Source organism: Streptomyces sp. NBC_00663 (genome assembly GCF_036226885.1).
Lineage (GTDB): Bacteria > Actinomycetota > Actinomycetes > Streptomycetales > Streptomycetaceae > Streptomyces.
In genome coordinates, this window is the sequence record NZ_CP109027.1 from 5,633,556 (window position 1) to 5,660,234 (window position 26,679).

Annotated in this window: 26 protein-coding genes and 1 tRNA gene; 10 read left to right on the plus strand and 17 right to left on the minus strand. The window is 70.4% G+C overall.

Annotated features, from left to right (window positions below; translation table 11 throughout):
• Positions 1–138: 138 nt before the first annotated feature.
• Complete coding sequence (locus OG866_RS25685; protein ID WP_329338177.1) at positions 139–912, plus strand: response regulator transcription factor; 774 nt, start codon at positions 139–141, stop codon at positions 910–912.
• 13 nt (positions 913–925) lie between these two features.
• Here the strand turns inward: OG866_RS25685 and tamR are convergent, their stop codons facing one another.
• Positions 926–1,423 carry a MarR family transcriptional regulator TamR gene (gene tamR, locus OG866_RS25690; protein WP_126903729.1) on the minus strand — a complete coding sequence of 166 codons (498 nt, stop codon included), beginning with the start codon at positions 1,421–1,423 and terminating at the stop codon, positions 926–928.
• Positions 1,424–1,512: 89 nt separating this feature from the next.
• On the opposite strand from tamR, the gene OG866_RS25695 reads away from it, so the two are divergent.
• Genes OG866_RS25695 through OG866_RS25705 form a run of 3 tightly spaced genes read left to right on the plus strand, consistent with a single transcriptional unit; the run spans position 1,513 to position 2,907 of the window.
• Positions 1,513–2,310: a trans-aconitate 2-methyltransferase gene (locus tag OG866_RS25695; protein WP_329338180.1), complete on the plus strand. Its 798-nt coding sequence runs from the start codon at positions 1,513–1,515 to the stop codon at positions 2,308–2,310.
• Between the two features lie 2 nt (positions 2,311–2,312).
• Positions 2,313–2,675, plus strand: coding sequence for a VOC family protein (locus OG866_RS25700; protein WP_329338181.1), 363 nt, complete (start codon positions 2,313–2,315; stop codon positions 2,673–2,675).
• A 58-nt stretch (positions 2,676–2,733) separates the two neighbouring features.
• Positions 2,734–2,907 carry a CsbD family protein gene (locus OG866_RS25705; RefSeq protein ID WP_329338183.1) on the plus strand — a complete coding sequence of 58 codons (174 nt, stop codon included), beginning with the start codon at positions 2,734–2,736 and terminating at the stop codon, positions 2,905–2,907.
• Positions 2,908–2,987: 80 nt separating this feature from the next.
• On the opposite strand, the gene OG866_RS25710 is transcribed toward OG866_RS25705, so the two are convergent.
• On the minus strand, positions 2,988–3,665 hold the full coding sequence (locus OG866_RS25710; protein ID WP_329338185.1) for a TetR/AcrR family transcriptional regulator: 678 nt from the start codon (positions 3,663–3,665) through the stop codon (positions 2,988–2,990).
• Positions 3,662–4,672, minus strand: a complete 1,011-nt coding sequence (locus tag OG866_RS25715) for an acyl-CoA desaturase (RefSeq protein ID WP_329338187.1) — start codon at positions 4,670–4,672, stop codon at positions 3,662–3,664. The genes OG866_RS25710 and OG866_RS25715 overlap by 4 nt, the downstream gene beginning before the upstream one ends.
• A gap of 302 nt (positions 4,673–4,974) precedes the next feature.
• On the opposite strand from OG866_RS25715, the gene ppc reads away from it, so the two are divergent.
• Entirely contained in the window at positions 4,975–7,716 is a 2,742-nt protein-coding gene (gene ppc, locus OG866_RS25720) for a phosphoenolpyruvate carboxylase (RefSeq protein WP_329338189.1), read from the plus strand.
• A 93-nt stretch (positions 7,717–7,809) separates the two neighbouring features.
• Here the strand turns inward: ppc and OG866_RS25725 are convergent, their stop codons facing one another.
• The 8 genes from OG866_RS25725 to OG866_RS25760 all read right to left on the minus strand — a co-directional run bounded on the left by OG866_RS25725 (position 7,810) and on the right by OG866_RS25760 (position 14,319).
• Positions 7,810–8,481, minus strand: a complete 672-nt coding sequence (locus tag OG866_RS25725; protein WP_329338191.1) for an LPXTG cell wall anchor domain-containing protein — start codon at positions 8,479–8,481, stop codon at positions 7,810–7,812.
• 134 nt (positions 8,482–8,615) lie between these two features.
• Entirely contained in the window at positions 8,616–9,131 is a 516-nt protein-coding gene (locus OG866_RS25730; RefSeq protein ID WP_329338192.1) for a hypothetical protein, read from the minus strand.
• 63 nt (positions 9,132–9,194) lie between these two features.
• Positions 9,195–9,797 carry an aminoacyl-tRNA hydrolase gene (pth, locus tag OG866_RS25735; RefSeq protein ID WP_329338195.1) on the minus strand — a complete coding sequence of 201 codons (603 nt, stop codon included), beginning with the start codon at positions 9,795–9,797 and terminating at the stop codon, positions 9,195–9,197.
• A 95-nt stretch (positions 9,798–9,892) separates the two neighbouring features.
• Positions 9,893–10,486: a 50S ribosomal protein L25/general stress protein Ctc gene (locus OG866_RS25740; protein WP_329338196.1), complete on the minus strand. Its 594-nt coding sequence runs from the start codon at positions 10,484–10,486 to the stop codon at positions 9,893–9,895.
• Positions 10,487–10,687: 201 nt separating this feature from the next.
• Positions 10,688–11,668 (minus strand): ribose-phosphate diphosphokinase, encoded by a 981-nt coding sequence (locus OG866_RS25745; RefSeq protein WP_329338198.1) that lies wholly within the window; start codon positions 11,666–11,668, stop codon positions 10,688–10,690.
• Between the two features lie 133 nt (positions 11,669–11,801).
• Positions 11,802–13,250 (minus strand): bifunctional UDP-N-acetylglucosamine diphosphorylase/glucosamine-1-phosphate N-acetyltransferase GlmU, encoded by a 1,449-nt coding sequence (glmU, locus tag OG866_RS25750; RefSeq protein ID WP_329338200.1) that lies wholly within the window; start codon positions 13,248–13,250, stop codon positions 11,802–11,804.
• Between the two features lie 111 nt (positions 13,251–13,361).
• Positions 13,362–13,435, minus strand: a tRNA-Gln gene (locus OG866_RS25755).
• 11 nt (positions 13,436–13,446) lie between these two features.
• On the minus strand, positions 13,447–14,319 hold the full coding sequence (locus OG866_RS25760; protein WP_329338202.1) for a hypothetical protein: 873 nt from the start codon (positions 14,317–14,319) through the stop codon (positions 13,447–13,449).
• 167 nt (positions 14,320–14,486) lie between these two features.
• Here OG866_RS25760 and OG866_RS25765 point away from each other — a divergent pair, with 167 nt between their 5' ends.
• Positions 14,487–15,791, plus strand: coding sequence for a sensor histidine kinase (locus OG866_RS25765; protein ID WP_329338204.1), 1,305 nt, complete (start codon positions 14,487–14,489; stop codon positions 15,789–15,791).
• A gap of 19 nt (positions 15,792–15,810) precedes the next feature.
• On the opposite strand, the gene OG866_RS25770 is transcribed toward OG866_RS25765, so the two are convergent.
• Together OG866_RS25770 and OG866_RS25775 are read right to left on the minus strand one after the other, a co-directional pair.
• Positions 15,811–16,305, minus strand: coding sequence for an SUKH-3 domain-containing protein (locus OG866_RS25770; protein WP_329344297.1), 495 nt, complete (start codon positions 16,303–16,305; stop codon positions 15,811–15,813).
• Between the two features lie 58 nt (positions 16,306–16,363).
• Positions 16,364–16,921 carry a YwqJ-related putative deaminase gene (locus tag OG866_RS25775; protein ID WP_329338206.1) on the minus strand — a complete coding sequence of 186 codons (558 nt, stop codon included), beginning with the start codon at positions 16,919–16,921 and terminating at the stop codon, positions 16,364–16,366.
• Between the two features lie 322 nt (positions 16,922–17,243).
• Here OG866_RS25775 and OG866_RS25780 point away from each other — a divergent pair, with 322 nt between their 5' ends.
• The 4 genes from OG866_RS25780 (at position 17,244) to OG866_RS25795 (ending at position 22,992) form a co-directional block, all read left to right on the plus strand.
• Positions 17,244–18,245, plus strand: a complete 1,002-nt coding sequence (locus OG866_RS25780; protein ID WP_329338208.1) for an SMI1/KNR4 family protein — start codon at positions 17,244–17,246, stop codon at positions 18,243–18,245.
• Positions 18,246–18,253: 8 nt separating this feature from the next.
• A complete protein-coding gene (locus tag OG866_RS25785; protein ID WP_329338210.1) occupies positions 18,254–21,286 on the plus strand; it encodes an SUKH-4 family immunity protein in 3,033 nt (1,010 codons plus the stop codon).
• A 237-nt stretch (positions 21,287–21,523) separates the two neighbouring features.
• Positions 21,524–21,985, plus strand: a complete 462-nt coding sequence (locus OG866_RS25790; RefSeq protein ID WP_329338211.1) for a carboxymuconolactone decarboxylase family protein — start codon at positions 21,524–21,526, stop codon at positions 21,983–21,985.
• Between the two features lie 119 nt (positions 21,986–22,104).
• Entirely contained in the window at positions 22,105–22,992 is an 888-nt protein-coding gene (locus OG866_RS25795; RefSeq protein WP_329338212.1) for a cellulose-binding protein, read from the plus strand.
• A gap of 29 nt (positions 22,993–23,021) precedes the next feature.
• Here the strand turns inward: OG866_RS25795 and OG866_RS25800 are convergent, their stop codons facing one another.
• From OG866_RS25800 to OG866_RS25815, 4 genes are all read right to left on the minus strand, one after another.
• Positions 23,022–23,945, minus strand: coding sequence for an RNA polymerase sigma-70 factor (locus OG866_RS25800; protein WP_329338214.1), 924 nt, complete (start codon positions 23,943–23,945; stop codon positions 23,022–23,024).
• A gap of 69 nt (positions 23,946–24,014) precedes the next feature.
• Entirely contained in the window at positions 24,015–24,245 is a 231-nt protein-coding gene (locus OG866_RS25805) for a DoxX family protein (RefSeq protein WP_329338216.1), read from the minus strand.
• A 74-nt stretch (positions 24,246–24,319) separates the two neighbouring features.
• A complete protein-coding gene (locus tag OG866_RS25810; protein ID WP_329338217.1) occupies positions 24,320–25,930 on the minus strand; it encodes a sodium/solute symporter in 1,611 nt (536 codons plus the stop codon).
• Positions 25,927–26,382: a DUF485 domain-containing protein gene (locus OG866_RS25815; RefSeq protein WP_329338220.1), complete on the minus strand. Its 456-nt coding sequence runs from the start codon at positions 26,380–26,382 to the stop codon at positions 25,927–25,929. The genes OG866_RS25810 and OG866_RS25815 overlap by 4 nt, the downstream gene beginning before the upstream one ends.
• Positions 26,383–26,679: the final 297 nt, after the last annotated feature.

Here is a 26,679-nt window from a genome sequence, read left to right on the forward strand (position 1 = left end):
AAGTGGGGGTAGCAGTTGGTGCACGGCGGCGGCCGTGCGCAGCGCCATCGCGCTTCGGGCGTCGTACCTGCGCCTGGTCTTCCGTCTCCCGACGATGGGGTATCCCCTGCTCTTCAAGAGCTTGGGGAAGGGGGTTTCGTGGTTCGCATCCGAGTCCTGGTCGTCGACGACCATCGCATCTTCGCCGAGTCGCTCGCCGCCGCACTGGCGGCCGAGCCCGACGTCGACGTCTCCGCGGCCGGCAGCGGTCCCGCCGCGCTGCGCAGTCTGGAGCGCGCGGCGGCCGAGGGGCGGCGGTTCGATGTGCTGCTCGTCGACGCCGACCTGGGCGGCAACGTCCAGGGCATCCGGCCCGCCGTGCCCGTCCAGGAGGCGGGCGAGGACGGGCTCGTCGACGGCATCTCACTGGTGGTCGGGGTGCGTACCGCACAGCCCGGCGTCCGGATCGTCGTACTCGCCGAGAAGGACGATCCGCGGCGCGCCGCGCTCGCCCTTCAGGCCGGTGCGTCCGGCTGGGTGGCCAAGGACTGTTCCTTGTCCCGCCTGCTGACCGTCATACGAGGGGTCCTGCGCGAGGAGACCCATCTGCCGCCCGCCCTGCTCACCGGGGTGCTGCGGGAGCTGACCGCCGCGCGCAAGCACCGCACCGAGAGCGAGCGGCTGGTGGAGTCGCTCACGCCGCGGGAGCGGGAAGTGCTGCGGTGCATGGTCGCCGGGCTCGGCAGAAAGGCGGTCGCCGAGCGGCTGTTCCTCTCCCCGCACACCGTGCGCACCCATATGCAGAACGTCCTCGGCAAGCTGGGCGTGCACTCCACGCTCGCGGCCGTCGCACTGGCCCGCCGGGCCGGGGTCGGGCCGGTGGACCTGGAGCCGGCCGGGCGTATCCGGGCGGAGGAGACCCACACGGCCTGAGCCAGGTGGGCGCTCAGCCGGGGATGTTGTCGAAGGGGGCGGTCAACTGGCGCAGCAGCCCCGCCAGTTCGCCCCGCTGGGCCCGGGAGAGCTCCGCGAGGATCGCCCGCTCCTGGTCGAGGAGGCCGGCCAGGGCCTGGTCCGCGCGGTCCCGGCCCTCGTCCGTCAGCCGGACCAGGACGCCACGCCGGTCCGAGGGGTCCGGCAGACGCTCCACCAGGCCCTTCTTCGTCAGCCGGTCGATGCGGTTCGTCATGGTGCCCGAGGTGACCAGGGTCTGCGTCAGCAGCTGTCCGGGGGAGAGCTGGTACGGCGTGCCCGCGCGCCTGAGCGCGGTCAGGACGTCGAACTCCCAGGGCTCCAGGCTGTGCTCGGAGAAGGCGAGACGGCGTGCGCGATCCAGGTGCCGGGCCAGTCTGCTCACCCGGCTGAGCACCTCGAGCGGTTCCACGTCGAGGTCCGGGCGCTCCCGGCGCCACGCAGCGACCAGCCGATCGACCTCGTCCTCCATGACGATCAGTGTAGTGGTTGTGTCGATGTGAAGTCTCTTGATGTCGAGTCTCTTGACGTCGAGAGACTTCGCGGAGGACAGTGGATCTCATGACGACTTGGGACCCCGCCCAGTACCTGCGCCACGCCGACCACCGCGCCCGCCCCTTCCTCGACCTCCTCGCCCGCGTACCCGGCCTGCCGGCCGACCCGGCCCGTATCGCCGACCTCGGCTGCGGCCCCGGCAACGTCACCGCCCTCCTCGCCGACCGCTGGCCCACCGCCCGCATCACCGGCTACGACAACTCGCCCGAGATGCTCGACAAGGCCCGGGCCGAGCACGCCGGCCCCACCCCGGGCGGCGGCAGCCTCGACTTCTCCCCCGCCGACGTACGGACCTGGGCGCCCACGGGGTCCTACGACCTCATCATCAGCAACGCCACGCTCCAGTGGGTCCCCGGGCACGTGGAGTGCTTCGCGGACTGGATCGGCGCCCTCGCACCCGGCGGCACCCTCGCCTTCCAGGTGCCCGGCAACTTCGACGCCCCCAGCCACCGCCTGATGCGCGAACTCGCCCACTCCCTCGGCCTCCCCGTCGCCCTGCGCCACGACGACGCCGTCCACACCCCCGAGGCCTACCTGGAACACCTCACCGCCCTCGGCTGCACCGCCGACGTCTGGGAGACGACGTACATCCATCTCCTCACCGGCGAGGACCCGGTGCTGGACTGGGTGAAGGGCACAGGACTGCGGCCCGTCCTCACCGCCCTCGCCGACGACCCCGCGGCCCGCGAGAAGTTCCTGACCGCCTATCGCACCGCCCTGCGCGAGGCCTATCCGACCAGGCCGCACGGCACGCCGTTCCCCTTCCGCCGCATCTTCGCGGTCGCCCGCAAGGAAGGGGCGTAAAGATGATCACCGCCGTCGACCACATCCAGCTCGCCGCCCCGCCCGGCTCCGAGGACCGGCTGCGCGCCTACTACGCCGGCGTCCTCGGCATGACCGAGATCCCCAAACCGACCGCGCTCGCGGCCCGCGGCGGCTGCTGGTTCCAGGCCGGGATCGTCCAGCTCCACCTCGGTGTCGAGGCCGCCTTCCGGCCCGCGATCAAAGCCCACCCGGGGCTGCGCGTCACCGACATCGACATGTACGCCGCCCGCCTGGAGGCCCGCGGCGCCACCGTCACCTGGGACACCGACCTGCCAGGACACCGCCGCTTCTACTCGTACGACCCCGTCGGCAACCGCCTGGAGTTTTTGGAGCCGGGCGTTTGAGCTGCCGGGCCACGGTTCACCCGGCAGCCGGGAACCAACGCAGTCGGGAGTGAGTGACGTGGCGAAGGACCAGAAGGCCAAGGCCAAGAAGGAACAGGCCAAGGGCAAGGCCAAGGAGGCCATGGGCCGCGCGGTCGGCAATGAGCAGATGACCACCAAGGGACGCGCCGAACAGATGAAGGGCGACGCACGCCAGGCGAAGGAGAAGGAGAAGGACATCTTCAAGCACTGACGTCTTCAAGCACTGACGTCTTCAAGCACTGAGGAAAAGGGCGCCTGCGAGCCCTGAGGACGGGGTCGGCACCACCGGGCTCAGCTCTTGCGGCGCCCTATCAGGTGCGGCTTCGCCTCCAGGCCGTCCAGGCCGTGCCAGGCCAGGTTCACCAGGTGCGCCGCGACCTCCGCCTTCTTCGGACGGCGGACGTCCAGCCACCACTGGCCGGTCAGCGCGACCATGCCGACCAGCGCCTGCGCGTACAGCGGGGCCAGCTTGGGGTCGAAGCCGCGGCTCTTGAACTCGCGGCCCAGGATGTCCTCCACCTGGGTCGCGATGTCCGAGATCAGCGAGGCGAAGGAACCCGTCGACTGCGGGATGGGCGAGTCACGGACCAGGATGCGGAAGCCGTCCGTGTACTCCTCGATGAAGTCCAGGAGCGCGAACGCCGCCTGTTCGAGCAGCTCGCGAGGGTGACCCGCGGTCAGCGAACTCGTCACCATGTCGAGCAGCCGCCGCATCTCGCGGTCCACCACCACCGCGTACAGCCCCTCCTTGCCGCCGAAGTGCTCGTACACCACCGGCTTGGACACCCCGGCCTTCGCCGCGATCTCCTCCACCGACGTGGCATCGAAGCCCTTGGCGGCGAAGAGGGCACGACCGATCTCCAGCAGCTGTTCCCGGCGCTGGGCACCCGTCATCCGGGTGCGACGCGCGCGCCGGGGCTTCTCATTGCTCTCGGTGCTGCTCGAGTCGGTCGCCACGCCGTCAATCATGCCGCCTCGACGCTGTCCTTCCGGCGCCGGGAGCCGTCTTCACCGCTGATGCGGCGCGAATCGATACGCGAGCGTGACGGCCAGCGCACGTCGTACGCCCAGCCCGCCATCTCGAACCAGCGGATCAGCCGCGCCGAGGAGTCCACCTGGCCGCGCATCACACCGTGCCGCGCCGACGTCGGGTCGGCGTGGTGCAGGTTGTGCCAGGACTCACCGCACGACAGCACCGCCAGCCACCACACGTTGCCCGAACGGTCCCGCGACTTGAACGGCCGCTTGCCCACCGCGTGACAGATCGAGTTGATCGACCAGGTGACGTGGTGCAGCAGACAGACCCGGACCAGGGAGCCCCAGAAGAAGCCGGTGAACGCGCCCCACCAGGACATCGTCACCAGACCGCCGATCACGGCCGGCAGCGCCAGGGAGAGCATCGTCCAGTAGATGAAGTGCCGGGAGATCGAACGGATCGCCGGGTCCTTGATCAGATCCGGCGCGTACTTCTCCTGCGGCGTCTGCTCCTCGTCGAACATCCAGCCGATGTGCGCCCACCACAGGCCCTTCATCAGCGCCGGAACCGTCTCCCCGAACCGCCACGGAGAGTGCGGGTCACCCTCCGCGTCGGAGAACTTGTGATGCTTGCGGTGGTCGGCCACCCACCGCACCAGCGGGCCCTCGACCGCCATCGACCCCGCGATCGCCAGCGCGATCCGCAAAGGACGCTTGGCCTTGAACGAACCGTGCGTGAAGTAGCGGTGGAAACCGATCGTGATGCCGTGGCAGCCGAGGTAGTAGAAGAAGACCATCAGGCCGAGGTCCAGCCAGCTCACCCCCCATCCCCACGCCAGCGGCACCGCCGCCAGCAGCGCGAGGAACGGAACGATGATGAAGAGCAGCAGCGTGATCTGTTCGATCCCGCGCTTCTGCTCCCCGCCGAGTGTGGCGGAGGGCACGGATGAGCCGTCGTTCGCCTTCGGGGCGTCTTCGATCACATCGGACCTTGTGGTCATGGGGCGTCCCCTGTGGGGTTCGAGGGTTGGAGAAGAATCGTGGTACCGGTAACCGCGCGGGAGTCGAGCGGGACGTCCCTACGGTTCCGTAACCTACGGCGACGTAAGTATGGCAGCGCGTCGCCCGACGGCAAGAGCCCGAGAGTCTGCGCGTCCCGACCGCCACCTATCCTGGAGTCGTTCGGACAGCGCGGTCCGCTCTCATTTCTTCCCGGATGACCGGCCCGTATGCGGCAGCCGCCGTGCGACCGACATCCGGGTTCCCTCCCGGACGAGCTTCAACACTGCAAGGAGCCGCACCTGTGAGCAGTGCCGACGACCAGACCGTTTCTCAGGAGACCACCTCCGCCGAGCTGCGCGCCGACATCAGGCGACTCGGTGACCTCCTCGGCGAGACCCTCGTCCGCCAGGAGGGCCCGGAGCTGCTGGAGCTCGTCGAGAAGGTCCGCCGCCTCACCCGCGAGGACGGTGAAGCCGCCGCCGAGCTGCTGCGAGGCACGGAACTGGAGACCGCCGCCAAGCTGGTGCGCGCCTTCTCCACCTACTTCCACCTGGCCAACGTCACCGAACAGGTGCACCGAGGCCGCGAACTGCGCGCCAAGCGCGCCGCCGAGGGCGGACTCCTCGCCCGAACGGCCGACCGGCTCAAGGACGCCGACCCCGAGCACCTGCGCGCCACCGTGCAGAACCTCAACGTGCGCCCCGTCTTCACCGCCCACCCGACGGAAGCCGCCCGCCGCTCGGTGCTGAACAAGCTCCGGCGCATCGCCGAACTCCTGGAGACCCCGGTCCTGGAGACCGACCGCCGCCGCTACGACACCCGCCTGGCCGAGAACATCGACCTGGTGTGGCAGACCGACGAGCTGCGCGTCGTACGCCCCGAGGTCACCGACGAGTCCCGCAACGCCATCTACTACCTCGACGAACTGCACGCCGGAGCCGTCGGCGACGTCCTGGAGGACCTCACCGCGGAGCTGGAGCGCGTCGGCGTCACCCTGCCCGAAGAGACCAGGCCCCTGACGTTCGGCACCTGGATCGGCGGCGACCGCGACGGCAACCCCAACGTCACCCCCCAGGTCACCTGGGACGTCCTGATCCTCCAGCACGAGCACGGCATCAACGACGCCCTCGACCTCATCGACGAACTGCGCGGCTTCCTCTCCAACTCCATCCGCTACACCGGCGCCACCGAGGAACTGCTGACCTCGCTCCAGGCCGACCTGGAGCGCCTCCCCGAGATCAGCCCCCGCTACAAGCGCCTCAACGCCGAGGAGCCCTACCGGCTCAAGGCCACCGCGATCCGCCAGAAGCTCGAGAACACCAAGCAGCGGCTCGCCAGGAACACCCCGCACGAGCCCGGCCGCGACTACCTCGGCACCAGCGAACTGCTGAACGACCTCACCCTCATCCAGACCTCCCTGCGTGAACACCGCGGCGGCCTGTTCGCCGAGGGCCGCATGAACCGTACGATCCGTACGCTCGCCGCCTTCGGCCTCCAGCTCGCCACCATGGACGTCCGCGAACACGCCGACGCCCACCACCACGCCCTCGGCCAGCTCTTCGACCGGCTCGGCGAGGAGTCCTGGCGCTACGCCGACATGCCCCGCGACTACCGCGGCAAGCTCCTCGCCAAGGAACTCAGGTCCCGCAGGCCCCTGGCACCCACCCCGGCACCCCTGGACGCGGCCGGCGAGAAGACCCTCGGCGTCTTCCACACCGTCAAGCGCGCCCTCGACGTCTTCGGCCCCGAGGTCATCGAGTCGTACATCATCTCCATGTGCCAGGGCGCCGACGACGTCTTCGCCGCCACCGTCCTCGCCCGCGAAGCAGGCCTCATCGACCTGCACGCCGGCTGGGCCAAGATCGGCATCGTGCCGCTGCTGGAGACCACGGACGAGCTCAAGGCCGCCGACACGATCCTGGAGGACATGCTCTCCGACCCCTCCTACCGGCGCCTGGTCGCGCTGAACGGGGACGTCCAGGAGGTCATGCTCGGCTACTCCGACTCGTCGAAGTTCGGCGGCATCACCACCTCCCAGTGGGAGATCCACCGGGCACAGCGCCGCCTGCGTGACGTCGCCCACCGCTACGGCGTCCGGCTCCGGCTCTTCCACGGCCGCGGCGGCACCGTCGGCCGCGGCGGCGGCCCCTCGCACGACGCGATCCTCGCCCAGCCCTGGGGCACCCTGGAGGGCGAGATCAAGGTGACCGAGCAGGGCGAGGTCATCTCCGACAAGTACCTGGTCCCCTCACTCGCGAGGGAGAACCTGGAGCTCACGGTCGCGGCGACACTCCAGGCCTCCGCCCTGCACACCGCCCCCCGCCAGTCCGACGAGTCCCTCGCCCGCTGGGACGCCGCGATGGACGTCGTGTCGGACGCGGCGCACGCCGCCTACCGCCAGCTGGTCGAGGACCCCGACCTGCCGACGTACTTCGTCGCATCGACCCCCGTGGACCAGCTCGCCGACCTGCACCTCGGCTCGCGGCCCTCCCGCCGCCCCGGCTCGGGCGTCTCCCTCGACGGACTGCGCGCCATCCCGTGGGTGTTCGGCTGGACCCAGTCCCGCCAGATCGTTCCCGGCTGGTTCGGCGTCGGCAGCGGACTGAAGGCCCTGCGCGAGGCCGGCCTCGACACGGTGCTCGACGAGATGCACGAGCAGTGGCACTTCTTCCGCAACTTCATCTCCAACGTCGAGATGACCCTCGCCAAGACCGACCTGCGCATCGCCCGCCACTACGTCGACACCCTCGTCCCGGCCGAGCTCCAGCACGTCTTCGCCCGCATCGAGGCCGAACACGCGCTCACCGTCGCCGAGGTCCTGCGCGTCACCGGCGAGAGCGAACTCCTTGCCGCCCAGCCCGTCCTGAAGCAGACCTTCACCATCCGCGACGCCTACCTCGACCCCATCTCCTACCTCCAGGTCGCCCTCCTCAAGCGCCAGCGCGACGCCGCCGCCGCCGGCGAGGAAGCCGACCCGACCCTGGCCCGCGCCCTGCTCCTCACCGTCAACGGAGTCGCGGCGGGCCTGCGCAACACCGGCTGACACCCCCGCACGACACGACGGTGCCCCCGAGGTCCGACCTCGGGGGCACCGTCGTACTCCGTGCTGACGCCTCGCTTGCGCCTATGCCTATGCCTATGCCTTACGGCGGCGGAACACCAGGTAGCCGCCAGCGGCCACCAGCGCGGCGGCAGCGCCGCTCAGCAGGCCCACCGGGGCACCGTTGCCGGTCTCCGCGAGGTCACCGCCCTCGCTGTCGCCGCTGCCGCCGCCCTGGGCGGACGGGGAGGAAGAGGGCTCCGCGGACTCACCGGCGGGCGCCGACTCGGACGCGGAAGCCGACGGAGAGGCGGACGCGGACGACGACGGCGTCTCACCGGGCTTGCCGCCGTCGTCGCTGTCCTCGCAGTCGGTCCAGAAGACCTTGTGCTTCGCGGCGCCCTTCTCGCCCTCGAAGTTCCAGAACAGCTTGTAGTGGCCGTCGGGCAGCGACAGGTCCTCGGTCCGGCCGTGACCCTCGGCGTCGAGGGTGATCTCACCGGACTTGACCGTCTCACCCTTGACGTCGGCCGTCGGGGCCCAGGCCTCGATGTGCCAGTCGACCTCCTGGACGGAGTCGAAACCGAACGCGTCCAGGTAGAAGGTGCACACGTGCGGCTCGTTGCGGTGAAGCTCCTCGCCGGTCGTGGCGTCATGGATCTTCACCGTGCCGTTGTCACCGGGAGCGGTGGCATAGGCGGAAGGGGCCGCGAGCAGGGCGGCCAGGGCGACGGCGGACAAAGCGCCGGCGCGGCTGAGGGTACGCATGGGCAGTCCATCTTCGAGACGTGACAGGGAAGATGTGGAGGGGGCGGCTCAGCATCCAGCCACGACTGACCCAAGGTCAATCACGAACAGACAACACTCACGTCCTCCACAGCTGTGGAGAACCCCGAAAGCCGTCAGATGGTCACGAAAGCGGCGGTGAGCAGCGCGATTCCCGCCCCCGCCATCACCCACGCGCCCCGCGTGCGCCCCAACCCGCCCGCCACCACGACCGACGCCAGCAGCAGCGCACCACCGAGCGGAACCCAGGCATAGAGAATCCCCGCCGGACCGGACCGTACGACGTCATCACTGCTGGGCTTCACGACCACCGTGTACGTCTCGCCCTTGCGCACGGCGACCGTCCTCTCGATGACGACCACCGCACGCGCCTTGGACCCCTCGGAGATCGGCGTGTACGGCCCGGAGCAGGTGTCCTCCCCGCACCGCGTCACCTCGATCGTGCCGCTCTCCCGGCCCTTCGTCAGCATCACGTGCTGCGCGGTGCCCCACGACGCCCACACCCCGGCGATCAGGATCAGCGCCGCGACCGCGCCCATCGCCGCGAGCCGCCCGAAACGGAGGGCGGCGACCGAGGCCTGGCGGGAGGCCTGACGGGACTTTGCGGCGGTGGCAGGCATGGCGGGGATCATTGGCCATGGCCGGACAGCCCGTCAACTTCGGCTGGCCCGGCGCCGCCTCCGCGCCCGGACAAGTCAGGAGTTGTACGTGCTTTGCGCCCGCTCCAACCCCTCGATCACCAGACTCTCCACGGCATCCGCCGCCCGGTCCACGAAGTAGCCGAGCTCCTTGCGCTCGGCCGAGGAGAAGTCCTTCAGCACGAAGTCCGCGACCTGCATCCGACCCGGAGGCCGCCCGATCCCGAACCGCACCCGGTGATACTCGGCGCCGAACGCCTTCGTCATCGACTTCAGCCCGTTGTGCCCGTTGTCCCCGCCGCCCAGCTTCAGCCGCAGGACGCCGTAGTCGATGTCCAGCTCGTCATGGACCGCCACGATGTTCGCGACGGGCACCTTGTAGAAGTCCTTCAGCGCGTTCACCGGCCCACCGGACAGATTCATGAACGACATCGGCTTGGCGAGGATCACCCGGAGGTTGAACGGCCCCGGCGGCCCGATCCGCCCCTCCACGACCTGAGCCTGCGCCTTCCCGGCCCGCTTGAACCTCCCCCCGATCCGCTCGGCCAGCAGATCGGCCACCATGAAACCGACATTGTGGCGGTTGGCCGCGTACTCCGGCCCGGGATTGCCGAGGCCGACGATCAGCCAGGGGTCGTTGGCGGGGGTCGTCACGTCCATGTCTCCTCGATACGCGCCAGCCGCCACTCCCGTACGGAAGCAGCGGCTGACGAATTCTCGCAGAGCTCCCGCAGAGCTCCTGCCGAGCCTCAGGCTCAGGCCTCGGCGGCCTCGTCGCCCTCGGCCTCGCCCTCGGCGGCCTCCTCGGCCTGCGCGGCCAGGACCTGGAGAACGACAGCGTCGCCGTCGACGGCCAGGGTGGTGCCCTTGGGGAGCGTGATGTCCTTGGCGAGGATGGAGGCACCGGCCTCCAGGCCCTCCACGGAGACCGTGACGGACTCGGGGATGTGCGTGGCCTCGGCCTCGACCGGAAGCGCGTTCAGCACGTGCTCCAGCAGGTTGCCACCGGCGGCCAGCTCGCCCTCGGTGTGAACCGGGATCTCGACCGTGACGGTCTCGCCGCGCTTGACCAGCTGAAGGTCGACGTGCTCCAGGAAGCCCTTGATCGGGTCACGCTGGACCGACTTCGGGATCGCCAGCTCGTTGCTCTTGCCGTCGATGTCCACGGAGAGCAGGACGTTCGGGGTACGCAGGGCGAGCAGCAGCTCGTGGCCCGGAAGCGTCAGGTGCAGCGGGTCCGAACCGTGGCCGTACAGCACACCGGGAACCTTGGCGTCACGACGGATGCGGCGGGCAGCGCCCTTGCCGAACTCGCTGCGGGTCTCGGCGGAGATCTTGATCTCGGACATGTGGATCACTCCTCGTATGGGTGAGAGCGGACAAGGTCACCCGGCCACGAACGGCCTGCTACGAAGAGCGCGTCGATAACGGACAGCCGTACCTCGTCATGAGGACGGCCTCCCTCGCCGAGCAACTGGGGCAGTCTACTCGGCGAGGAAGGCCGCAGAAAAATCGATCATGCAGAAGCGTTCTGCCGGTGAGCGGCAGGCCTACTGCTCGTCGAACAGGCTCGTCACCGAACCGTCCTCGAACACCTCACGCACCGCACTCGCGATCGTCGGCGCGATCGACAGCACCGTGATCTTGTCCAGGTCACGACCCAGCTCACCCGGCGTCGGCAGCGTGTTCGTGAACACGAACTCGCCCACCCGGGAGTTCTTCAGCCGGTCCGCGGCGGGCCCCGAGAGCACACCGTGCGTCGCCGTGACGATGACATCCTCGGCACCGTGCGCGAACAGCGCGTCGGCCGCGGCGCAGATCGTGCCACCGGTGTCGATCATGTCGTCGACGAGGACGCACACGCGACCCTTGACCTCACCCACGACCTCATGGACGGTCACCTGGTTCGCCACGTCCTTGTCACGCCGCTTGTGCACGATCGCCAGCGGCGCACCCAGACGGTCGCACCAACGGTCGGCCACCCGGACGCGTCCGGCGTCCGGCGACACGACCGTGAGCTTGTCCCGGTCGATCTTCCGGCCCACATAGTCCGCGAGCAGCGGAAGAGCGAAGAGATGGTCGACCGGGCCGTCGAAGAAGCCCTGGATCTGATCGGTGTGCAGATCGACGGTGAGCAGGCGGTCGGCACCCGCGGTCTTCATCAGATCCGCGATCAGACGCGCCGAGATCGGCTCACGCCCACGGTGCTTCTTGTCCTGCCGCGCGTACCCGTAGAACGGCACGATCACCGTGATGGAGCGGGCCGACGCCCGCTTCAGCGCGTCGATCATGATCAACTGCTCCATGATCCACTGGTTGATCGGAGCCGTGTGGCTCTGGATCACGAAGCAGTCCGCACCACGTGCCGACTCCTGATACCGCACATAGATCTCGCCGTTGGCGAAGTCGAAGGCCTTCGTCGGGACAACCCCGACACCCAGCTGCTGGGCGACCTCCTCGGCAAGCTCGGGGTGGGCGCGGCCGGAGAAGAACATCATCTTCTTCTCGCCGGTCGTCTTGATCCCGGTCACAGCACTGTCTCCTCAGAGGTGTCTCAGCTGGGTGTCGAGAGACCTCGCCGCTGGGCGCGACGGGGCCGTCTCAGCTGGTAGGTGCGGGTGTGCACTTATCACGGTACGCCGTGTTTGACGCACCTGTTTCCGGTCAGCTATCGCTGCCCGGCTCCCGGGACGCCGCCTCGGCCGCCTTCGCCGCCGCGCTTCCCGGACGCTTACGAGCCACCCAACCCTCGATATTCCGCTGCTGACCACGGGCCACAGCGAGCGAACCGGGCGGCACATCCTTCGTGATCACCGACCCTGCGGCCGTGTACGCACCGTCCCCGACCGTGACAGGCGCCACAAACATGTTGTCCGAACCCGTCCGGCAGTGCGACCCGACGGTGGTGTGATGCTTGTCCTGCCCGTCGTAGTTCACGAACACGCTCGCGGCACCGATGTTGCTGTACTCACCGATGGTCGCGTCACCGACGTAAGAGAGGTGAGGCACCTTCGTCCCCTCCCCGATGGCGGCGTTCTTCGTCTCCACGTACGTCCCGATCTTGCCCTTGGCACCGAGACGGGTACCGGGCCGAAGATAGGCGTACGGCCCCACGGTCGCCTCCGGCCCGATGTGCGCCCCGTCCGACACGGTGTTGTCGACACGGGCACCGGCGCCGACGTGGGTGTCCTTCAGACGGCTGTTGGGACCGACCTCGGCGGTGGAGCCGATGTGGGTGGTGCCGTGCAGCAGGGTGTTCGGGTGGACGACCGCGTCCTGATCGAAGGTGACGCTGACATCGACCCAGGTCGTCGCCGGGTCGATGACGGTCACGCCGGCCAGCATGGCCTGCGTCAGCAGCCGGTCGTTGAGAATCCGGCGGGCCTCGCTCAGCTGGACGCGGTTGTTGATGCCGGCGATCTCACGGTGATCGACGGCGACGGAGGCGCCCACGCGGTGCCCGGCTTCCCGGAGGATCCCGAGAACATCGGTGAGGTACTCCTCGCCCTGACTGTTGTCGGTCCTGACCTTCCCGAGCGCATCGGCGAGCAACTGCCCGTCGAACGCGAACACCCCGGAGTTGATCTCACGGATCGCCCGCTGCGAGTCGGAGGCGTCCTTGTGCTCCACGATCGCGGTGACGGCACCCGAGGCGCTGTCGCGCACGATCCGCCCGTAGCCGGTCGCGTCCGGGACCTCTGCGGTGAGGACGGTGACGGCGTTGCCGTCGGTGGAGTGGGTGGTCGCGAGGGCGAGGAGGGTCTCACCGGTGAGAAGGGGAGTGTCCCCGCAGACGACCACGACGGTCCCGTCGACGACCCCACCAAGCTCTTCGAGCGCCATCCGTACGGCGTGCCCGGTGCCGTTCTGCTCCGCCTGTACGGCGGTCCGTACGGCCGGGTCGATGTCGTTGAGGTGCGCGGTGACCTTCTCGCGCGCGTGACCCACGACGACGACCAGGTTCTCGGGGTCCAACTCACGGGATGCGGCCAGCACATGGCCCACGAGGCTGCGGCCACAGAGTTCGTGCAGAACCTTGGGGGTGGCCGACTTCATACGGGTGCCCTCACCCGCTGCGAGAACGACGACGGCTGCCGGGCGGTTGGCGCTCACGGGATGCCCTTCGGCTGTGGAGGGGGTGGGGTGACATCCGCAGGATACCGGGGCGTTTCTTGGGGGACATGAGTGTGGGCCCTGACTGTGCTGTCAGGGCCCACGTTCAGTTGGCTCCCGGGGAAGGAATCGAACCCTCATTCAATGGACCAAAACCATTTGTCCTGCCTTTAGACGACCCGGGATGGTTCGTCCGCTATGTCCGATTCTCTAGATCGGTGCGGCGCGCAGCCCCTACTATGCCGTACCACCAGCCTTCGATGCGACGGTACAAGTCGGCGCCCTTCAGGACTCTGACGGCCAGGCAGCCGCGATAGGAGTCACCGATGTTTTTCCGTACCGTCTTCGGGTTGTGTTTCTTCAGCGTTGTCTTGTAGAAGGCGGAGCGGTCGGCGTCGACGAGTTCGGCCCAATACTCTTCGGCGGCAGGCACGTCCGCGGTCTCATGGATCATCACGGAGTACCGCAGGCGCTCACGCTCAACGCCGAGAAGGTCGAGCCAGGCATGGAAGACCTTGATCATTCCAGGGTCGCTGTTGACGAAGGTGACGCTTTCCCGGCGGGCGTACGGCTTGTCCTTGCCGCCCTCGGCCCAATAGAGGGCGACGCCGGCAATGAACAGATCCCGGTCGGACAGGTCGCCGATTTCTGCGGTTGCGGCTGCCTTGGTTTGCCGGCGCTGCTCGTCCCGTACGGCCAGTTCGTGCTCCCAGCGTTTCCGACCGGCCAGCCTGGCCTGCTCCGCGGGGTCACGCCGCTCCGGCTTCGGCAGATCCCGAACCCACAACGAGATCGAACTCTTCGAGCACCCCAGCTCCACCTGGATCTGGTCATAGGTCCAGCCCTGGAGCCGTAGCTCCCTCGCCCTGTCCCTCAGGTCGTCCTTCGCGTTTGGGCGCCTCGTCCATTCCGGAGGGGGCTCGCCCTCCAGGAGGCGGTTGAGGATGTCGTTGTTGTGGACGTGCAGGTGGTCGCGGATCTGGCGTCGGCTGAGTCCTGCCCGTCGTAAGGCCACCGCCTGTTCCCGCAGCCTCTCGAAGTCGGCGTATTTGTCATGTGAACGTGCCATGGGCATACCGTCCGGGCGGAATAATCGCTTCCGGGGTCGAACAGGGGCTGGTTCAGCAGTTCGAGGGAAATCGGGTGGTTTCGCTTCTGGCCGGTCATGGCAGGTGGTGTAGGCCAGTCCCGGAAACTCACCGGAAAAGCCGCACCCGCCGCCCGTAGGCTGGAGGCATGACCACGACGGGGGAAGACCACGCCGCGGCCCGGACGGGGCCGTGGTGGTGGGCCAGGTGGCGTACCGCACTGTTGGACGTCGGCCTCGCGTTCGTGTCCGTGCTGGAGTGCGCGCGTGAGGGGATCGACTTCGCGGGGGATGCGGGGATCCCGACCGCGGCGGGGGTGGTGTTCGGGGCGTTCGCGGGGGCCGCGCTGCTGGTGCGGCGGAAGTGGCCGATCGCGGTGGTGCTGGTGTCGATCGCGATCACGCCTGCCCAGATGGGCTACCTGATGGGCATCGTCGGGCTTTACACCCTTGCCGCGTCCGAGCTGCCTCGGCGGATCATCGGGTCGCTGGCCGGGATGTCGTTCGTCGGCATGCTGATCGTGATGTTCGTGCGGGTGCGGCAGAGCATGGAGACGGGGGAGAGCGATCTCGGGAGTTGGTCGGTGCCGTTCGCGGCGATCGCCATTTCCATTGGGCTCACCGCTCCGCCTCTGCTGCTCGGGCTGTATGTCGGGGCTCGGCGGCGGCTCATGGAGAGTTTGCGGGAGCGGGCCGACAGCTTGGAGCGGGAGCTTCAGTTGCTTGCCGAGCGGGCCGAGGAGCGGGCGCAGTGGGCGCGTAATGAGGAGCGGACCCGGATCGCTCGGGAGATGCATGACGTCGTCGCGCATCGGGTGAGTCTGATGGTGGTGCATGCGGCGGCGTTGCAGGCCGTTGCTCGGAAGGATCCTGAGAAGGCCGTCAAGAATGCCGCGTTGGTGGGGGACATGGGGCGGCAGGCGCTGACCGAGTTGCGCGAGATGCTCGGGGTGTTGCGGAGCGGGGACGGCGGTGGGGTGCGGCAGGTGGCCGTGCCGTTGGCCGCTGTGGGGGTCGCTGCCGCGGCTGCGGCTTCGCGGGCCGTTGAGGAGTCCGACGGGCCTTGTCTGTCCGAGTTGGAGGAGTTGATCGGGCAGTCGGCGGCCGCGGGGATGGTCGTGGATCTGACCGTGGACGGGGATGTGCGGCCGTATGCGGGGGAGGTCGAGCAGACCGCGTATCGGGTCGTCCAGGAGGCGTTGACCAACGTCCACAAGCATGCGGCCGGTGCGAAGACGCACGTACGGCTCGCGCATCGGGGGTCCGAGATCGCGATGCAGGTGGAGAACGAGCCGCCGCCGGAGGTGTCGGTGGCGTCGTCGGCGCGGTTGCCGTCCGGGGGGAACGGGCTCGTGGGGATGAAGGAGCGGGTCGTCGCGCTGGGCGGGGTGTTCGTGTCCGGGCCGACGGATGCGGGGGGTTTTCGGGTGTCGGCGGTGATTCCGGCGGCGTAGCGCTGTCGCTCGGGGTGTTTCAGCCTGCTGTGAGTCGTACGGGTTCTATGCCTGCGACGAGTGCGGCGAGGGCGTGGTCGATGTCGGGGCCGAGGTACCAGTCGCCGGTGTGGTCGAGGGCGTAGGTGCGGCCTTCGGCGTCGATGGCGAGGAGGGCGGCGGTGTCGGTCTCGGCGCCGAGGGGGCAGATCTCGGTGTCGAGGGCGCGGCCGAGGTCGCCGAGGGTGCGGGCGAGGTGGAGGCCGTGCAGGGGGTCGAGGTGGAGGTGGGCGGGGGCGACCTGGCGGCCGGGGCCGGTGGGGGTGATGTGGAGGCCGCCGAATTCGGCCCAGGCTTCGACCGCGGCGGGGAAGACGGTGTGGCGGTGGCCCGCGGGTGAGGCGTGGGCGCGTAGGGCGTCGGCCCAGATCTCCGCTTGTTTGATGTCCCAGCGTCCGGGTTGCCAGCCGGCGGCGCGCAGGGCGGCGTCGACGGGTACGGGGAAGCGGGTGCTGCTGGTGCGGTCGGGGTGCATCTGCCCTTCGATCGTCGAGGTCATGGACGTGTAGCGGTTCTTCGGTAGGTGTGGGGGGTTAGTCGTCCGCGGCCGGGTCGACGATGCGTACGCCGAAGTGGGCGCTGAGGGCGGTGCAGGCGCGGCAGGGCGTGGCGAAGCTGCCGTGGAGGGGGTCGCCGTCCTCGCGGATGCGGCGGGCGGTGAGTTTGGCCTGCTTGAGGGCTTTGCGGGCCTCGCCGTTGGTCATGGGTTTGCGGGCGGCGCGTTTGGTGCGGGCGGCGTCGGCGGCGGCGAGGTGGCGGGAGATGAGGATCGTCTCGGCGCAGCGGCCGGTGAAGCGGTCCCGCTGGGTTGATGTGAGGGTGTCGAGGAAGTCCTGGACGAGTGGGTGCAGGGGTGGGACCTGGTCGCCGCGGGCGGCGGTGCCGGTGAGGGTGGCGCCGCGGACGGAGAGGGCGGCGGCGACGGTGGGGAGTATGCCGTCGCGGCGGTGGCGCAGGACGGGGGCGTGGGCGGCTTCGGCGCTGCTCCAGCCGATGCGGGGGTCGCCGGACAGGCCGGTGCGCGGGTCGCCGGTTGCGGCTGGTCGCGGTCCTGGGTGCGGCCCCGTCTGCGTCGTATTCATGATCATCATCCCCTCCGAGCATCCCCCCGGATCACACAGAGTGCCAAATGCCGTGGCTGGTGCGGAAGCTGGGGCGGTGCGACACGCCCGTGTTTGGGCGGGCTGTCACGACGGGGTGACGGCTGGTCACGGAAGCGGAGGGCCGCTGACCGGCGCCCGGTGACCGGTGTCGTCGTACCGCATAGGCTGTCGGCACCCGCATGTATGCGGTCACACGCTGGAGAACGTCGGAGAAGTCGAATACGGGCTGGGGTGGCGGGTCGGAGCCGGGTGGACCGGGGCCGGGGCCGGTCGCCGTGGGTCGTACAGAGTGCCGCAGGGGGCAACCGCCATGACGACAGGTCGGCTCGGGCAGCAAGCCGCGCCGCCGAACGCGGCCTATGCCGGGCAGGTCGTGCATTTCCCGGATCCGGTCCGGGCTGCGCGTCACCCGAGGGGGGTGCGGGTGGACGAGCACGGCTATCCCGACTTCTCGGCGTATGCGCGTGCGGCTGCCGAGATCGCTGATCCGCCGGAGGGTTTCGGTGTCGATGAGTTGCGGCTGACGGACTATGTGTCGGCGAACGCGGCGCTCGCGGCGACCGGCCATGACCTGTGGGACACGATTCCGGCGGTGGCGACGCCGCACGGCTGGACGTGGCATCACGTGGTGGGTTCGCGGCGCCTTGAGCTGGTTCCGGTCGAGGTGAAGGCTTTGCTGCGGCATCATGGCGGGATCGCCACGGCGGCGGTGGACCACGGGAAGCGGGGGACGCGGCCGTTGCAGGAGACGCGGCCCGCGCACTTCGGTCTGCCGAAGTCGGGTACGGCGGTGTCCGAGTCGCAGGTGCTGGGGGTCGAGGAGGATCTCGGGTACCGGTTGCCGGGGGCGTATCGGTCCTTCTTGAAGGCGGCGGGTGGTTGTGCGCCGGTGGGGACGGCTCTGGACCCGGAGTTGGGTCTGCTGGTGGACCAGCCGTTCTTCACGGTGCGGGACGAGGCGGCCGTCAACGACCTCGTGTATGTGAACAAGTGCCTGCGCGACCATCTGACCAAGGACTACCTGGGTGTCGGGTTCGTGCAGGGCGGTCTGCTGGCCGTGAAGGTGAAGGGCGCGGGGGTCGGTTCGGTCTGGTTCTGCGCCTACGACGACGCGCGTGACGTCGATCCTTCGGTGGCGCCCGCGGACCGGGTGGAGCGGCTGTTGCTGCCGTGCGGTGATGACTTCGATGTGTTCCTGTCCCGACTGGCGGGTTCGCCGCCGGAGTTGGAGACAGTGGCGAACCTGATGGTGGACGGCGGTTTCGCGCGGTCCGTGCCGGTGGCCGGGGCCGTTGCCGGGGCTGGGGAGTGAGCTGACCGATGGTGACGTTCGCGCAGGCGCAGGAGCGCGCGGAAGAGTGGATCAACGGGGACGTTCCCTCGTATCAGCATCGTGAGGTGCGGGTGCGGGAGTTCGAGCTCGGGTTCGTGGTGTGGGCGGAGGACCGTGCGGACGGGCCGCGTTCGGACGGGGGTGCCCAGCGGTTGGTGCTCGCCCGGGACAGCGGGGAGGCCACGTTGTGGCCGGCGCTGCCGGTGGGTGAGGTGATCCGCCGCTACGAGGAGGAGTACGGGCGTGCCGCGGAGGACGCGGCCGCGGCTTCGGCGCCTGCGGCTCGGGTGGATCTGAATCAGACGTCGTTCCTTTTGACGCCGCCGGAGTGGTTGCAGGAGGCGGCGGATCAGTTGGGGATTCCTGATCGGCGGGGGGCGGGTTCGGGTTCCGGGAGTGGGGCCGGGGCCGGTGGTGGGGCGGCTGCGGCTGGTGGCTCTGCCGGTGGTTCTGCCGGTGGCGGTGCTGGGTTCGGTGCGGGTGCGGGTCCTGGTGCGTTGCCTGAGACGCAGGCCGGTGTGCCGGTCGGGTCGGGGAACGGGGCCGGGGGGCCGGGTGCGGCTTCGTCGGGGTCGGCGCCGGGGGCCCCGGGTGTGCCTGCCGGGGCGACTCCGTGGGCCGGGACCGATACCAACGCCGATGCGGGCGACGACCGTTCGGTGCCGTTGCCGGCGACGGTGTTCGCGCCGCCGCTGAGCGGTAGCGACGATGACACTCCGCCGCCTGCGACGCCGCCGGAGGCCAAGACCGCGCTGATTTCGGGCGGCAGCCAGCTTCCGCCGACGGCGCTCGCACCGGCGCTCGACGATGCGCATGCGCCGGGTGGTGCGGTGCCGCCAGGTGCACCTGGGGTGGCTCCGGGTGGGGCGCCGTACGGGTATCCGCAGGGTGCGGGGGGTGTGGGTGGTGCGGGAGTGCCGGGCACGCCCCCTCCGGGCGCCCCGCACGCGCCTGTGCCGGGTGGGCCGCAGGGGAGCACGCCGCCGCCTGTTCCGGGTGCTCCTTCCTATGGCTATCCGCAGGGGCCCGGGGGTGGGCCGGGGGCGCCTCAGCCTCCTGGCGCGCCGGGTGCGCCTGGCGGGGTCGGTGGTCCGGGGGCGTCGGAGCGGTCGCTCGCGCCGAACGCCGGGGACATCGCCGACGCCGCGACCAGCAAGGCCGCGCCTCCGCCGCGCCGTGGGCATGGAGCTGGGACGCCGCCTCCGCCGCCGGGTGCTCCGGGGGCGCCTGGCGCGCGTCCGGGGGGTACGCCCCCGCCTGCGCCGGGTGCGCCGCCTGCGCCTGGTACGCCGGGTGCGGCGGCCGGTGGGTATGTGCCGACGCAGCTGGTGTCCGCGCTCGGGCCGGACGGTCCTGAGGGCGTGCCGGCTGCCGGACCGGGCGCACCGACCCCGCCGGGCGCCCCTCAGCCTCCCGGTGCGCCGAACCCGCCCGGCGGTACGCCTCCGGGCGGTATGCACCATGCCGCCACGATGCTGGCCGACCCGGGGCGGATGGGCCCGGGTGGGGGCGCGCCGCAGTCGCCGGGCGCCCCTGGCATGCCTGGTGCGCCCAGCGCTCAGACTCCTCCGGGCGCCCCGGGTGCACCTCACGCGCCCGGCGCTCCGGGAGTTCCTGGCGCCCCCGGTTATGCGGGTGCGCCGGCCCAGGGTGGCCCCGGCGCACCGCAGCCTCCTGGCGCTCCTGGCGCCCCGGGCATGCCTGGCGCGCCCGGCGCGCAGGGTTCTGCCGGGGGCGCGGGGGGCGCTGTTCACCAAGCGGAGACGATGCTGGCCGCGCCCCCGGTGGGTGGCCCCGGCGCGCCTCCGCCGCCGCAAGCCCCGGGTGCACCCGGCATGCCCGGCGCGCCCGGTGTTCCTGGCGCCCCCGGTATGGCGCCGGGTGCGGGCGCCCCTCAGCCCATGGCGCCCGGTGCGATGCCTCCCGGTGCGATGCCGCCTCCCGGTGCGATGCCGCCTCCTGGTGGGATGCCGCCGGGTGCCGTGCCGCCGCCGGGGCAGCCCGGTCCCGGTCAGGCGCCGGCGTACGGCTACCCGCAGCAGGGGCAGCCGACCGTCGGTCCGGGCTACCAGGCCGTGTTGCGCTACCGCGCGCAGGACGGTTCGGAGCAGCAGCTGATCCGGCGTTCGGCGCCGGGTACGCCGCACCCGGAGTGGCAGATCTTCCATGAGCTGCGGGGGATGAACATCCCGCCGGACCAGGTGCTGGAGCTGCACACGGAGTTGGAGTCGTGTGAGCTGCCGGGTGCGTACTGTGCGCGGATGATCCGGGAGCAGTGGCCGCAGGCGCGGATCGCGAGCATCGCGCCGTACGGCACGGATCACGCGAGCCGGCAGCAGGGGATGCAGCAGTTGCTGGCGCATCAGGGCGAGTTGCACCAGGTGGCGGACGGACCGGCGCGGCCGGGACCGGTGCGCGCCCCGATTCCGCCGGTGCAGGCCGCGCCGCCGATTCCGCCGGAGGGCGTGGCGCAGGAGCTGGCGGGGGCGTTCGGGCCGGGGATCTTCCGGTTCGAGCAGGCCGCGGTGTCCCGGCAGGGCGTGCCGCCGGTCGTGGCGCACTCGCTGGTCGCGGCGGGGCTGCCGATGGACATGGGCCCGTTCTTCTGGGCGCAGGCCCAGCCGGGGCGGCCGGTTCCGACGCTGGCCGAGCTGGCGCAGGAGCGCGGGGTGCAGCCGGCCTCGGACGCGGGGTCGTACCTGGTGATGGGCAGTGACTTCGGCCGGGCGATCTGTGTGCAGTACGGGACGGCGAACATCGTGGCCGTGCCGGTGGAGGCGGGGCCCGGCGGGGCGCCGGTGCCGCCGCAGTTCGTGAACACGGGGCTGCCCGAGTTCCAGCGGTGTCTGGCGCTGCTGGGGCGGATGTGGCGGCTCCGGTTCGGGCTGAACCAGGAGCAGGCGGGTCGTTGGACCGTCGACTTCCAGGCGCAGCTGGCCTCGTTGGACCCGGCGGCGCTGGGTTCGCCGGAGAGCTGGTGGTCGGTGCTGCTGGAGCAGATGTGGGACGGGCTGCTGTAGGGCCCTGAGCGTGGAAGAGGCGGGTCCGGTCGCAGTGGCCGGGCCCGCCTCCGCGTCGTCCTGGACTGTTCTCGGCTGCTTCGAGCACTTCGACTGCTTCGATTCCTTCGAGTACTTCGAGTACTTCGAAGAAATCCTTCGCCGTCCTGTCACACCTTCCCGGTCCGCTCCGTCAGTGCAGTGAACGCGGCCCACAGCAGTGGGCGGCAGCTCACCACTTGTCTCAGGAGGCAGGACATGAAGGCTCGGATGACGAACCCCGCGTATGTGCTCCCCGGTGCGCTGAAGGGGATCGGGACGATCTTCCAGGCGGTCGGCGAGAGCGGTCTGTCGCAGGAGCTGGCGGAGATCGTGGGGTTGAGGGCGAGTCAGATCAACGGGTGCGGCGCGTGCGTGTACGGGCACGTGAACAATCTGCGCAAGGCGGGGACGAGCGAGGAGCGGATCGCGAGCGTCGTCGGATGGCGCGAGGCCCCCTTCTACAGTGACGCCGAGCGGGCCGCGCTCCAGTTGACCGAGGTGATGACGCGGCTCGCGGACCGTTCGCACGAGTCGGTGCCGGACGAGCTGTGGGACGAGGTGGCCGACCACTTCGACGAGAAGGAGCTGTCCGGGCTGATCCTCGTCGTCTCGCTGACGAACCTGTTCAACCGCATCAACACCACCATCAAGGAGCCGGCGGGCACCAGCTGGGGCTGAGGCTGGGGGAAGGCCGTGACCTGTGCGCGGAGTGTCGCGTTATGCACTGTTCTCCCTGATACATCAAGATGTGCGCGAAATCATCATTTTGCATCTCTTTGATGGAGAGGGGTTCCAGGATGAGCGGCACACCTGTCTCGTCCCACGGCTTCGCGGTCGTACGGGGGCGTGGCTACCGTCCCGGACAGGTCGACGCGTACGCCGCGGCGCTCTCGCAGGACCGTGACGCCTCCTGGGAGCGTGCCGCCCGTCTCACCGTGCTCGCCAAGGAGATGGAGGCGGAGCTGGAGGCGTTGCGCGAGAGGGTCGTACGGCTCGCTCCGCAGACGTACGAGACGCTCGGGGAGCGTGCGCGCCGGATCTTCCAGCTGGGGCAGGAGGAGGCGGCGGCCCTGCGCGACGGCGCGCGGCAGGAGGCGCAGCACCTTGTGGAGGAGGCGCGGGCGCGCGCGAACGGCGTGCGCGACGCGGCTCAGGCGCACGCCGATGCCGTACGCGCCGAGGCGGACGAGCGCGCCCGGCAGCGCCTGCTCGTGGCGCGCGCCGAGGCCGACGAGATCCGTATCGCCGCCCGGCGCGAAGTGAAAGAGGGGCGCACAGAGGCGCTGGAGGCGTTGCGCGAGGTACGGCAGCGCACCGCCGGCATGCTCGCCGAGCAGGCCAGGGAGCACGCCGAGCGCTGGGCCGAGGCCGAGCGCGCGGAGGTCGAGCGCGCCGCCGCGCTGGACGCCCGCCATGCCGAGCAGGTCGCCCGCGCGGAGGCCGCGCTGTCCGAGGCGAAGCAGGCGTTCGCCGACGCGGAGGCCGCTACGCGCGGACGCCAGGAGGAGGCGCGGGCGCGGGCGGCGGAGCTCCTCGCCGAGGCGCGGCTGCGCGAGGACCGCATCGCGCGCGAGACGGAACGGGTGCTGCGCGAGCACGGGGAGCGCTGGGACGACGTACGCGCCCACATGGACCTCGTACGCAACAGCCTGACCACACTGACGGGCCGGGCACCGGCGGAGTAGTGGAGCCACCTGACGCGTCGGCGCCCGGATCACTCCTCCGCGCCCCGCCCCCGCCGTACCTCCCGCGTGAGCGCCCAGGCGTCCGCCACCGGGCCCAGGTGGGTGAGTTTGTCGGGGTTGAGGATCGTGCGGATGGTCTGGACGCGTCCGTCGAGGACGTCCAGCGTCCAGGTGTGGAGCACCTTGCCGTCCCGGTCGCGGGAGACGGCGCCCGGCTGGCCGTTCAGTTCGCAGGGCTCGGTCGTGACGTCCACGCGCGCGTGGAGGTGCACGAGGGAGGCGAGGACGCGGGCCACGTGGTCGGCGCCGGCGACGGCCCTGGCGAGCTGGGGGGCCTTGCCGCCGCCGTCGCCGACCAGGGCCACGTCGGCGGCGAGCAGGTCCCGCAGCGCGGTGACGTCGCCCGCGCGGAAGGCGTCGACGAAGCGGGCGGCGAGTTCCGCGCACTCCTCGCGGTCCGCCGGGAAGCGGGGCCGGCCCTCGGCCATGTGGCGCCGGGCCCGTACGACGAGCTGACGGCACGCCGACTCCGAGCGCCCCACGGCCGACGCGACCTCGGGGAAGCCGAAGTCGAAGACCTCGCGCAGCACGAAGACGGCCCGTTCCAGCGGGGAGAGGCGTTCGAGCAGCAGGAGGGCCGCCATGGACACGGAGTCGGCCAGTTCCGCCGAGCGTTCCGGGTCCTCGTAGGGGTCGTCGAGCAGGGGCTCGGGGAACCACGGGCCGACGTACGCCTCCCGTCGGACGCGGGCCGAGCGCAGTACGTCGATCGCGATCCGGGTCACCGTGGTGGAGAGGAAGGCCTTGACCGACCGGGGCTCGACCGGGGAGGCGGCGTAGCGCAGCCAGGTCTCCTGGACCGCGTCCTCGGCCTCGCCGACGCTGCCCAGCATGCGGTAGGCGAGGGAGAACAGCAGGGGCCGCAGCTCCTCGAACTCCTCGGTCCTGCCCATGTGTCGGCTCCTCCCTCGCTCCCCGGCCCTGGCTTCCGTCGCGCGCGGGGCCCCCTCCGCCGTCGCCGGTCAGTTCATGAACGACTCGGGACCGAAGCGCCCCCACGCGACGATCACGGCGAGCGCGAGGTGGACGAGGTTCAGCGGTACGAACCCGGTCTCGCCGCGCCGGCCGTGAGTGATCATCGCGCCGATCATCAGCGGGGTCCAGCAGACGGCGGTCACCGGCACCAGGACCGGTGCGACGCCGACGGCCGCGGGCAGGACCAGGCCGGCGGCGATCCACAGTCCGAGGTTCATCGTCCACTCCCAGATCGAGGATGCTCTGCACCCTCTGGACGAGACAGCGACCGGCCCTGTGACATCCCTGGCCTTTACTCCCCTCTCCGCACCGCCCCCGCCAGAATCCACCCCTCCACGGCCTCGTACTGGCGTCGCTGCTCGTCGGACCCGCGGCGTTCGGAGAGCACCGTGCCGAGCCAGCCGAGGGCGAAGCCGGCCGGGATGGAGACGAGGCCGGTCGTGGTGAAGGGGAACCAGTTGAAGTCGCTCTCCGGGAACGCCGAGACGGGTGACCCCGAGACGAGGTTCGTGCCCGGCATCAGCAGCAGGACCACCAGCGAGCCGCCGATCAGCGTGCAGAGCAGGCCTGTTCGGGTGTAGCGGCGCCAGAAGAGGCTGTAGACGAGGGCCGGGGCGATGGCGGAGGCGCCGAGGCAGAACGACAGCGTCACCAGGGGCTGGAGGCTGCGGTGCTGGACCAGGGTCGCCAGCAGGATCGCCGGAAGGCCCACGGCGAGCGCGGAGACGCGTGCCACGGTCATCTCGCGGCGGGCCGAGATCTCCCGGCCGCGCCCCGCGAACACGTCGTGGGCCAGGGAGTTGGCGCAGGCGAGGATCATGCCGGCGACCGAGGCCAGCAGGGTGAGGAAGATCGCGGTGGTGACCGTCGTGAACAGCAGGGTCTCGGCGGTCGAGACCTCCGCGCCGAACGCCGCCCGGGAGCCCAGCAGATAGGCCGTGTTGCCCTGCGGGTCGGCCTGCGCGATGACGGCCCGGCCGATGAGGGCCGTGGCGCCGAAGCCGACGACCGTGATGACGACGACGAACAGCACCACCGAGGACACCGCCCAGGACATCGAACGGCGGACCTGGCGGGCGCTGCCGGCGGTGTACATGCGCATGGTGATGTGCGGGAGACAGGCTCCGCCGACGACCACCGTGAGCTGCGAGACGATCATGTCGAGGCGGGGTTCGGGCCCGCCCGCGAACTGAAGCCCGGAGTGCAGGAACGCCGTTCCGACGCCGCTCTGCCCGGCCGCCGCGTCGAACAGCGCGCCGGGGTCCCAGTCGAAGCGCTGGAGGATCAGTACGGCGACCACGCCGCCGGAGCCCAGCAGCATCACCATCTTCAGGATCTGGATGAGGGCGGTGCCCTTCATCCCGCCGATCGCCGCGTAACTGATCATCAGCACACCCAGTCCGATGATGCAGCCTGTCTTCAGGGAGCCCGAGGAGAAGCCGAGGATGAACGCCAGCAGCTGGCCCGTGCCCGCGAGCTGCACCAGCATCAGCGGCACCAGCGCGGCCAGCGTCACCGCGCACGCGGCGATCCGCACCGCGCGCCCGGGCATCCGGCGGGTGAGCGCGTCGCCCATGGTGAACCGGCCCGCGTTGCGCAGGGGTTCGGCCAGCAGGAACATCAGCAGCACCAGCGACAGGGCGGTGCTGAGGGCGAGGACGACCCCGTCGTAGCCGCACAGCGCGATGACGCCGCCGGTGCCGAGGACGGTCGCGGCGGAGATGTAGTCCCCGGCGATGGCGAGGCCGTTGCGCATGGGGGACAGGGAGCCGTAGCCGGTGTAGAACTCGTCGAGGTCGTCGCGGTCGGGGCCGGTCATCACGCACAGCAGCAGCGTGACCGTGGCCACCGCCGAGAACGCCACCAGCGACATCGCCTGCGCGGAATCACTGAATCCGGTCATCGTGCGGCCTCCCGCTTGGCGTCCACCGCGGCCTGCTTGCGGATGCGGTCGGCGATCGGGTCGACGTACACGCGCGCGGTGTGCTCGTAGAGCGCGATCGCCAGCCAGGTGACGGGGAGTTGGAGCAGGGCGAGCAGCAGGCCGGTGGGCAGCCCCGCCATGACCGTGCTCGTCATCAAGGAGGGCGCGAAGGCGGACAGGACGAGGAAGAGGGTGAAGTAGCCGAGCGCGGTGAGGGTGGCGACCCGCCGCTGGCGGCGGTAGGCGCCGCGCAGGACGCGCAGATCGCTGTGGTGCCCCAGGGCGGGGCGGCGCGGCCGGCGGCGGGCTGCCTCCGGTTCACGGTCGACGGGCGGCTGCCAGGGGTACGTGGGGTGCGTGGGGTGCGCGGAATACAGCGGGTGGGTCGGGGGTGGGGTCGGGGGCGGGGACGAGTACGGGTCGTAGGACATCCCGGTGGCTCCTTGCGCGGCTCGGGTCCTGTGTGGTGCGGATGCAGGGAGTTGGGGGGTGGGGTGCGGGGGAGCCACGCACGTTACTCGTAGGTAGCCGGAGGGGCGAGCTTTTCGGCAAACTGATTGGTCGGTACGCGCTTACTTCGCTGACCTCGGGTGTTACCCGGATTAACTCAGGTTTTTGAATGTGACGTCCGGGCGGAAAGTGTCACCCATGTCTCATCGGCGCCTTCCGGCGTCACATCGCCCGGTACGTCGCTCTCTTGTTGGCACACACGCCTTGAGGGTCGTCTC

Coding starts and splice junctions, on each gene's coding strand:
- tamR (WP_126903729.1), bottom strand. CDS start 1,423: ATGGAGGACGAGGTCGATCGGCTGGTCGCTGCGTGGCGCCGGGAGCGC.
- OG866_RS25695 (WP_329338180.1), top strand. CDS start 1,513: ATGACGACTTGGGACCCCGCCCAGTACCTGCGCCACGCCGACCACCGC.
- OG866_RS25700 (WP_329338181.1), top strand. CDS start 2,313: ATGATCACCGCCGTCGACCACATCCAGCTCGCCGCCCCGCCCGGCTCC.
- OG866_RS25710 (WP_329338185.1), bottom strand. CDS start 3,665: ATGATTGACGGCGTGGCGACCGACTCGAGCAGCACCGAGAGCAATGAG.
- OG866_RS25715 (WP_329338187.1), bottom strand. CDS start 4,672: ATGACCACAAGGTCCGATGTGATCGAAGACGCCCCGAAGGCGAACGAC.
- OG866_RS25725 (WP_329338191.1), bottom strand. CDS start 8,481: ATGCGTACCCTCAGCCGCGCCGGCGCTTTGTCCGCCGTCGCCCTGGCC.
- OG866_RS25730 (WP_329338192.1), bottom strand. CDS start 9,131: ATGATCCCCGCCATGCCTGCCACCGCCGCAAAGTCCCGTCAGGCCTCC.
- pth (WP_329338195.1), bottom strand. CDS start 9,797: ATGGACGTGACGACCCCCGCCAACGACCCCTGGCTGATCGTCGGCCTC.
- OG866_RS25740 (WP_329338196.1), bottom strand. CDS start 10,486: ATGTCCGAGATCAAGATCTCCGCCGAGACCCGCAGCGAGTTCGGCAAG.
- OG866_RS25760 (WP_329338202.1), bottom strand. CDS start 14,319: ATGGCACGTTCACATGACAAATACGCCGACTTCGAGAGGCTGCGGGAA.
- OG866_RS25765 (WP_329338204.1), top strand. CDS start 14,487: ATGACCACGACGGGGGAAGACCACGCCGCGGCCCGGACGGGGCCGTGG.
- OG866_RS25770 (WP_329344297.1), bottom strand. CDS start 16,305: ATGCACCCCGACCGCACCAGCAGCACCCGCTTCCCCGTACCCGTCGAC.
- OG866_RS25775 (WP_329338206.1), bottom strand. CDS start 16,921: ATGATGATCATGAATACGACGCAGACGGGGCCGCACCCAGGACCGCGA.
- OG866_RS25780 (WP_329338208.1), top strand. CDS start 17,244: ATGACGACAGGTCGGCTCGGGCAGCAAGCCGCGCCGCCGAACGCGGCC.
- OG866_RS25785 (WP_329338210.1), top strand. CDS start 18,254: ATGGTGACGTTCGCGCAGGCGCAGGAGCGCGCGGAAGAGTGGATCAAC.
- OG866_RS25790 (WP_329338211.1), top strand. CDS start 21,524: ATGAAGGCTCGGATGACGAACCCCGCGTATGTGCTCCCCGGTGCGCTG.
- OG866_RS25795 (WP_329338212.1), top strand. CDS start 22,105: ATGAGCGGCACACCTGTCTCGTCCCACGGCTTCGCGGTCGTACGGGGG.
- OG866_RS25800 (WP_329338214.1), bottom strand. CDS start 23,945: ATGGGCAGGACCGAGGAGTTCGAGGAGCTGCGGCCCCTGCTGTTCTCC.
- OG866_RS25805 (WP_329338216.1), bottom strand. CDS start 24,245: ATGAACCTCGGACTGTGGATCGCCGCCGGCCTGGTCCTGCCCGCGGCC.
- OG866_RS25810 (WP_329338217.1), bottom strand. CDS start 25,930: ATGACCGGATTCAGTGATTCCGCGCAGGCGATGTCGCTGGTGGCGTTC.
- OG866_RS25815 (WP_329338220.1), bottom strand. CDS start 26,382: ATGTCCTACGACCCGTACTCGTCCCCGCCCCCGACCCCACCCCCGACC.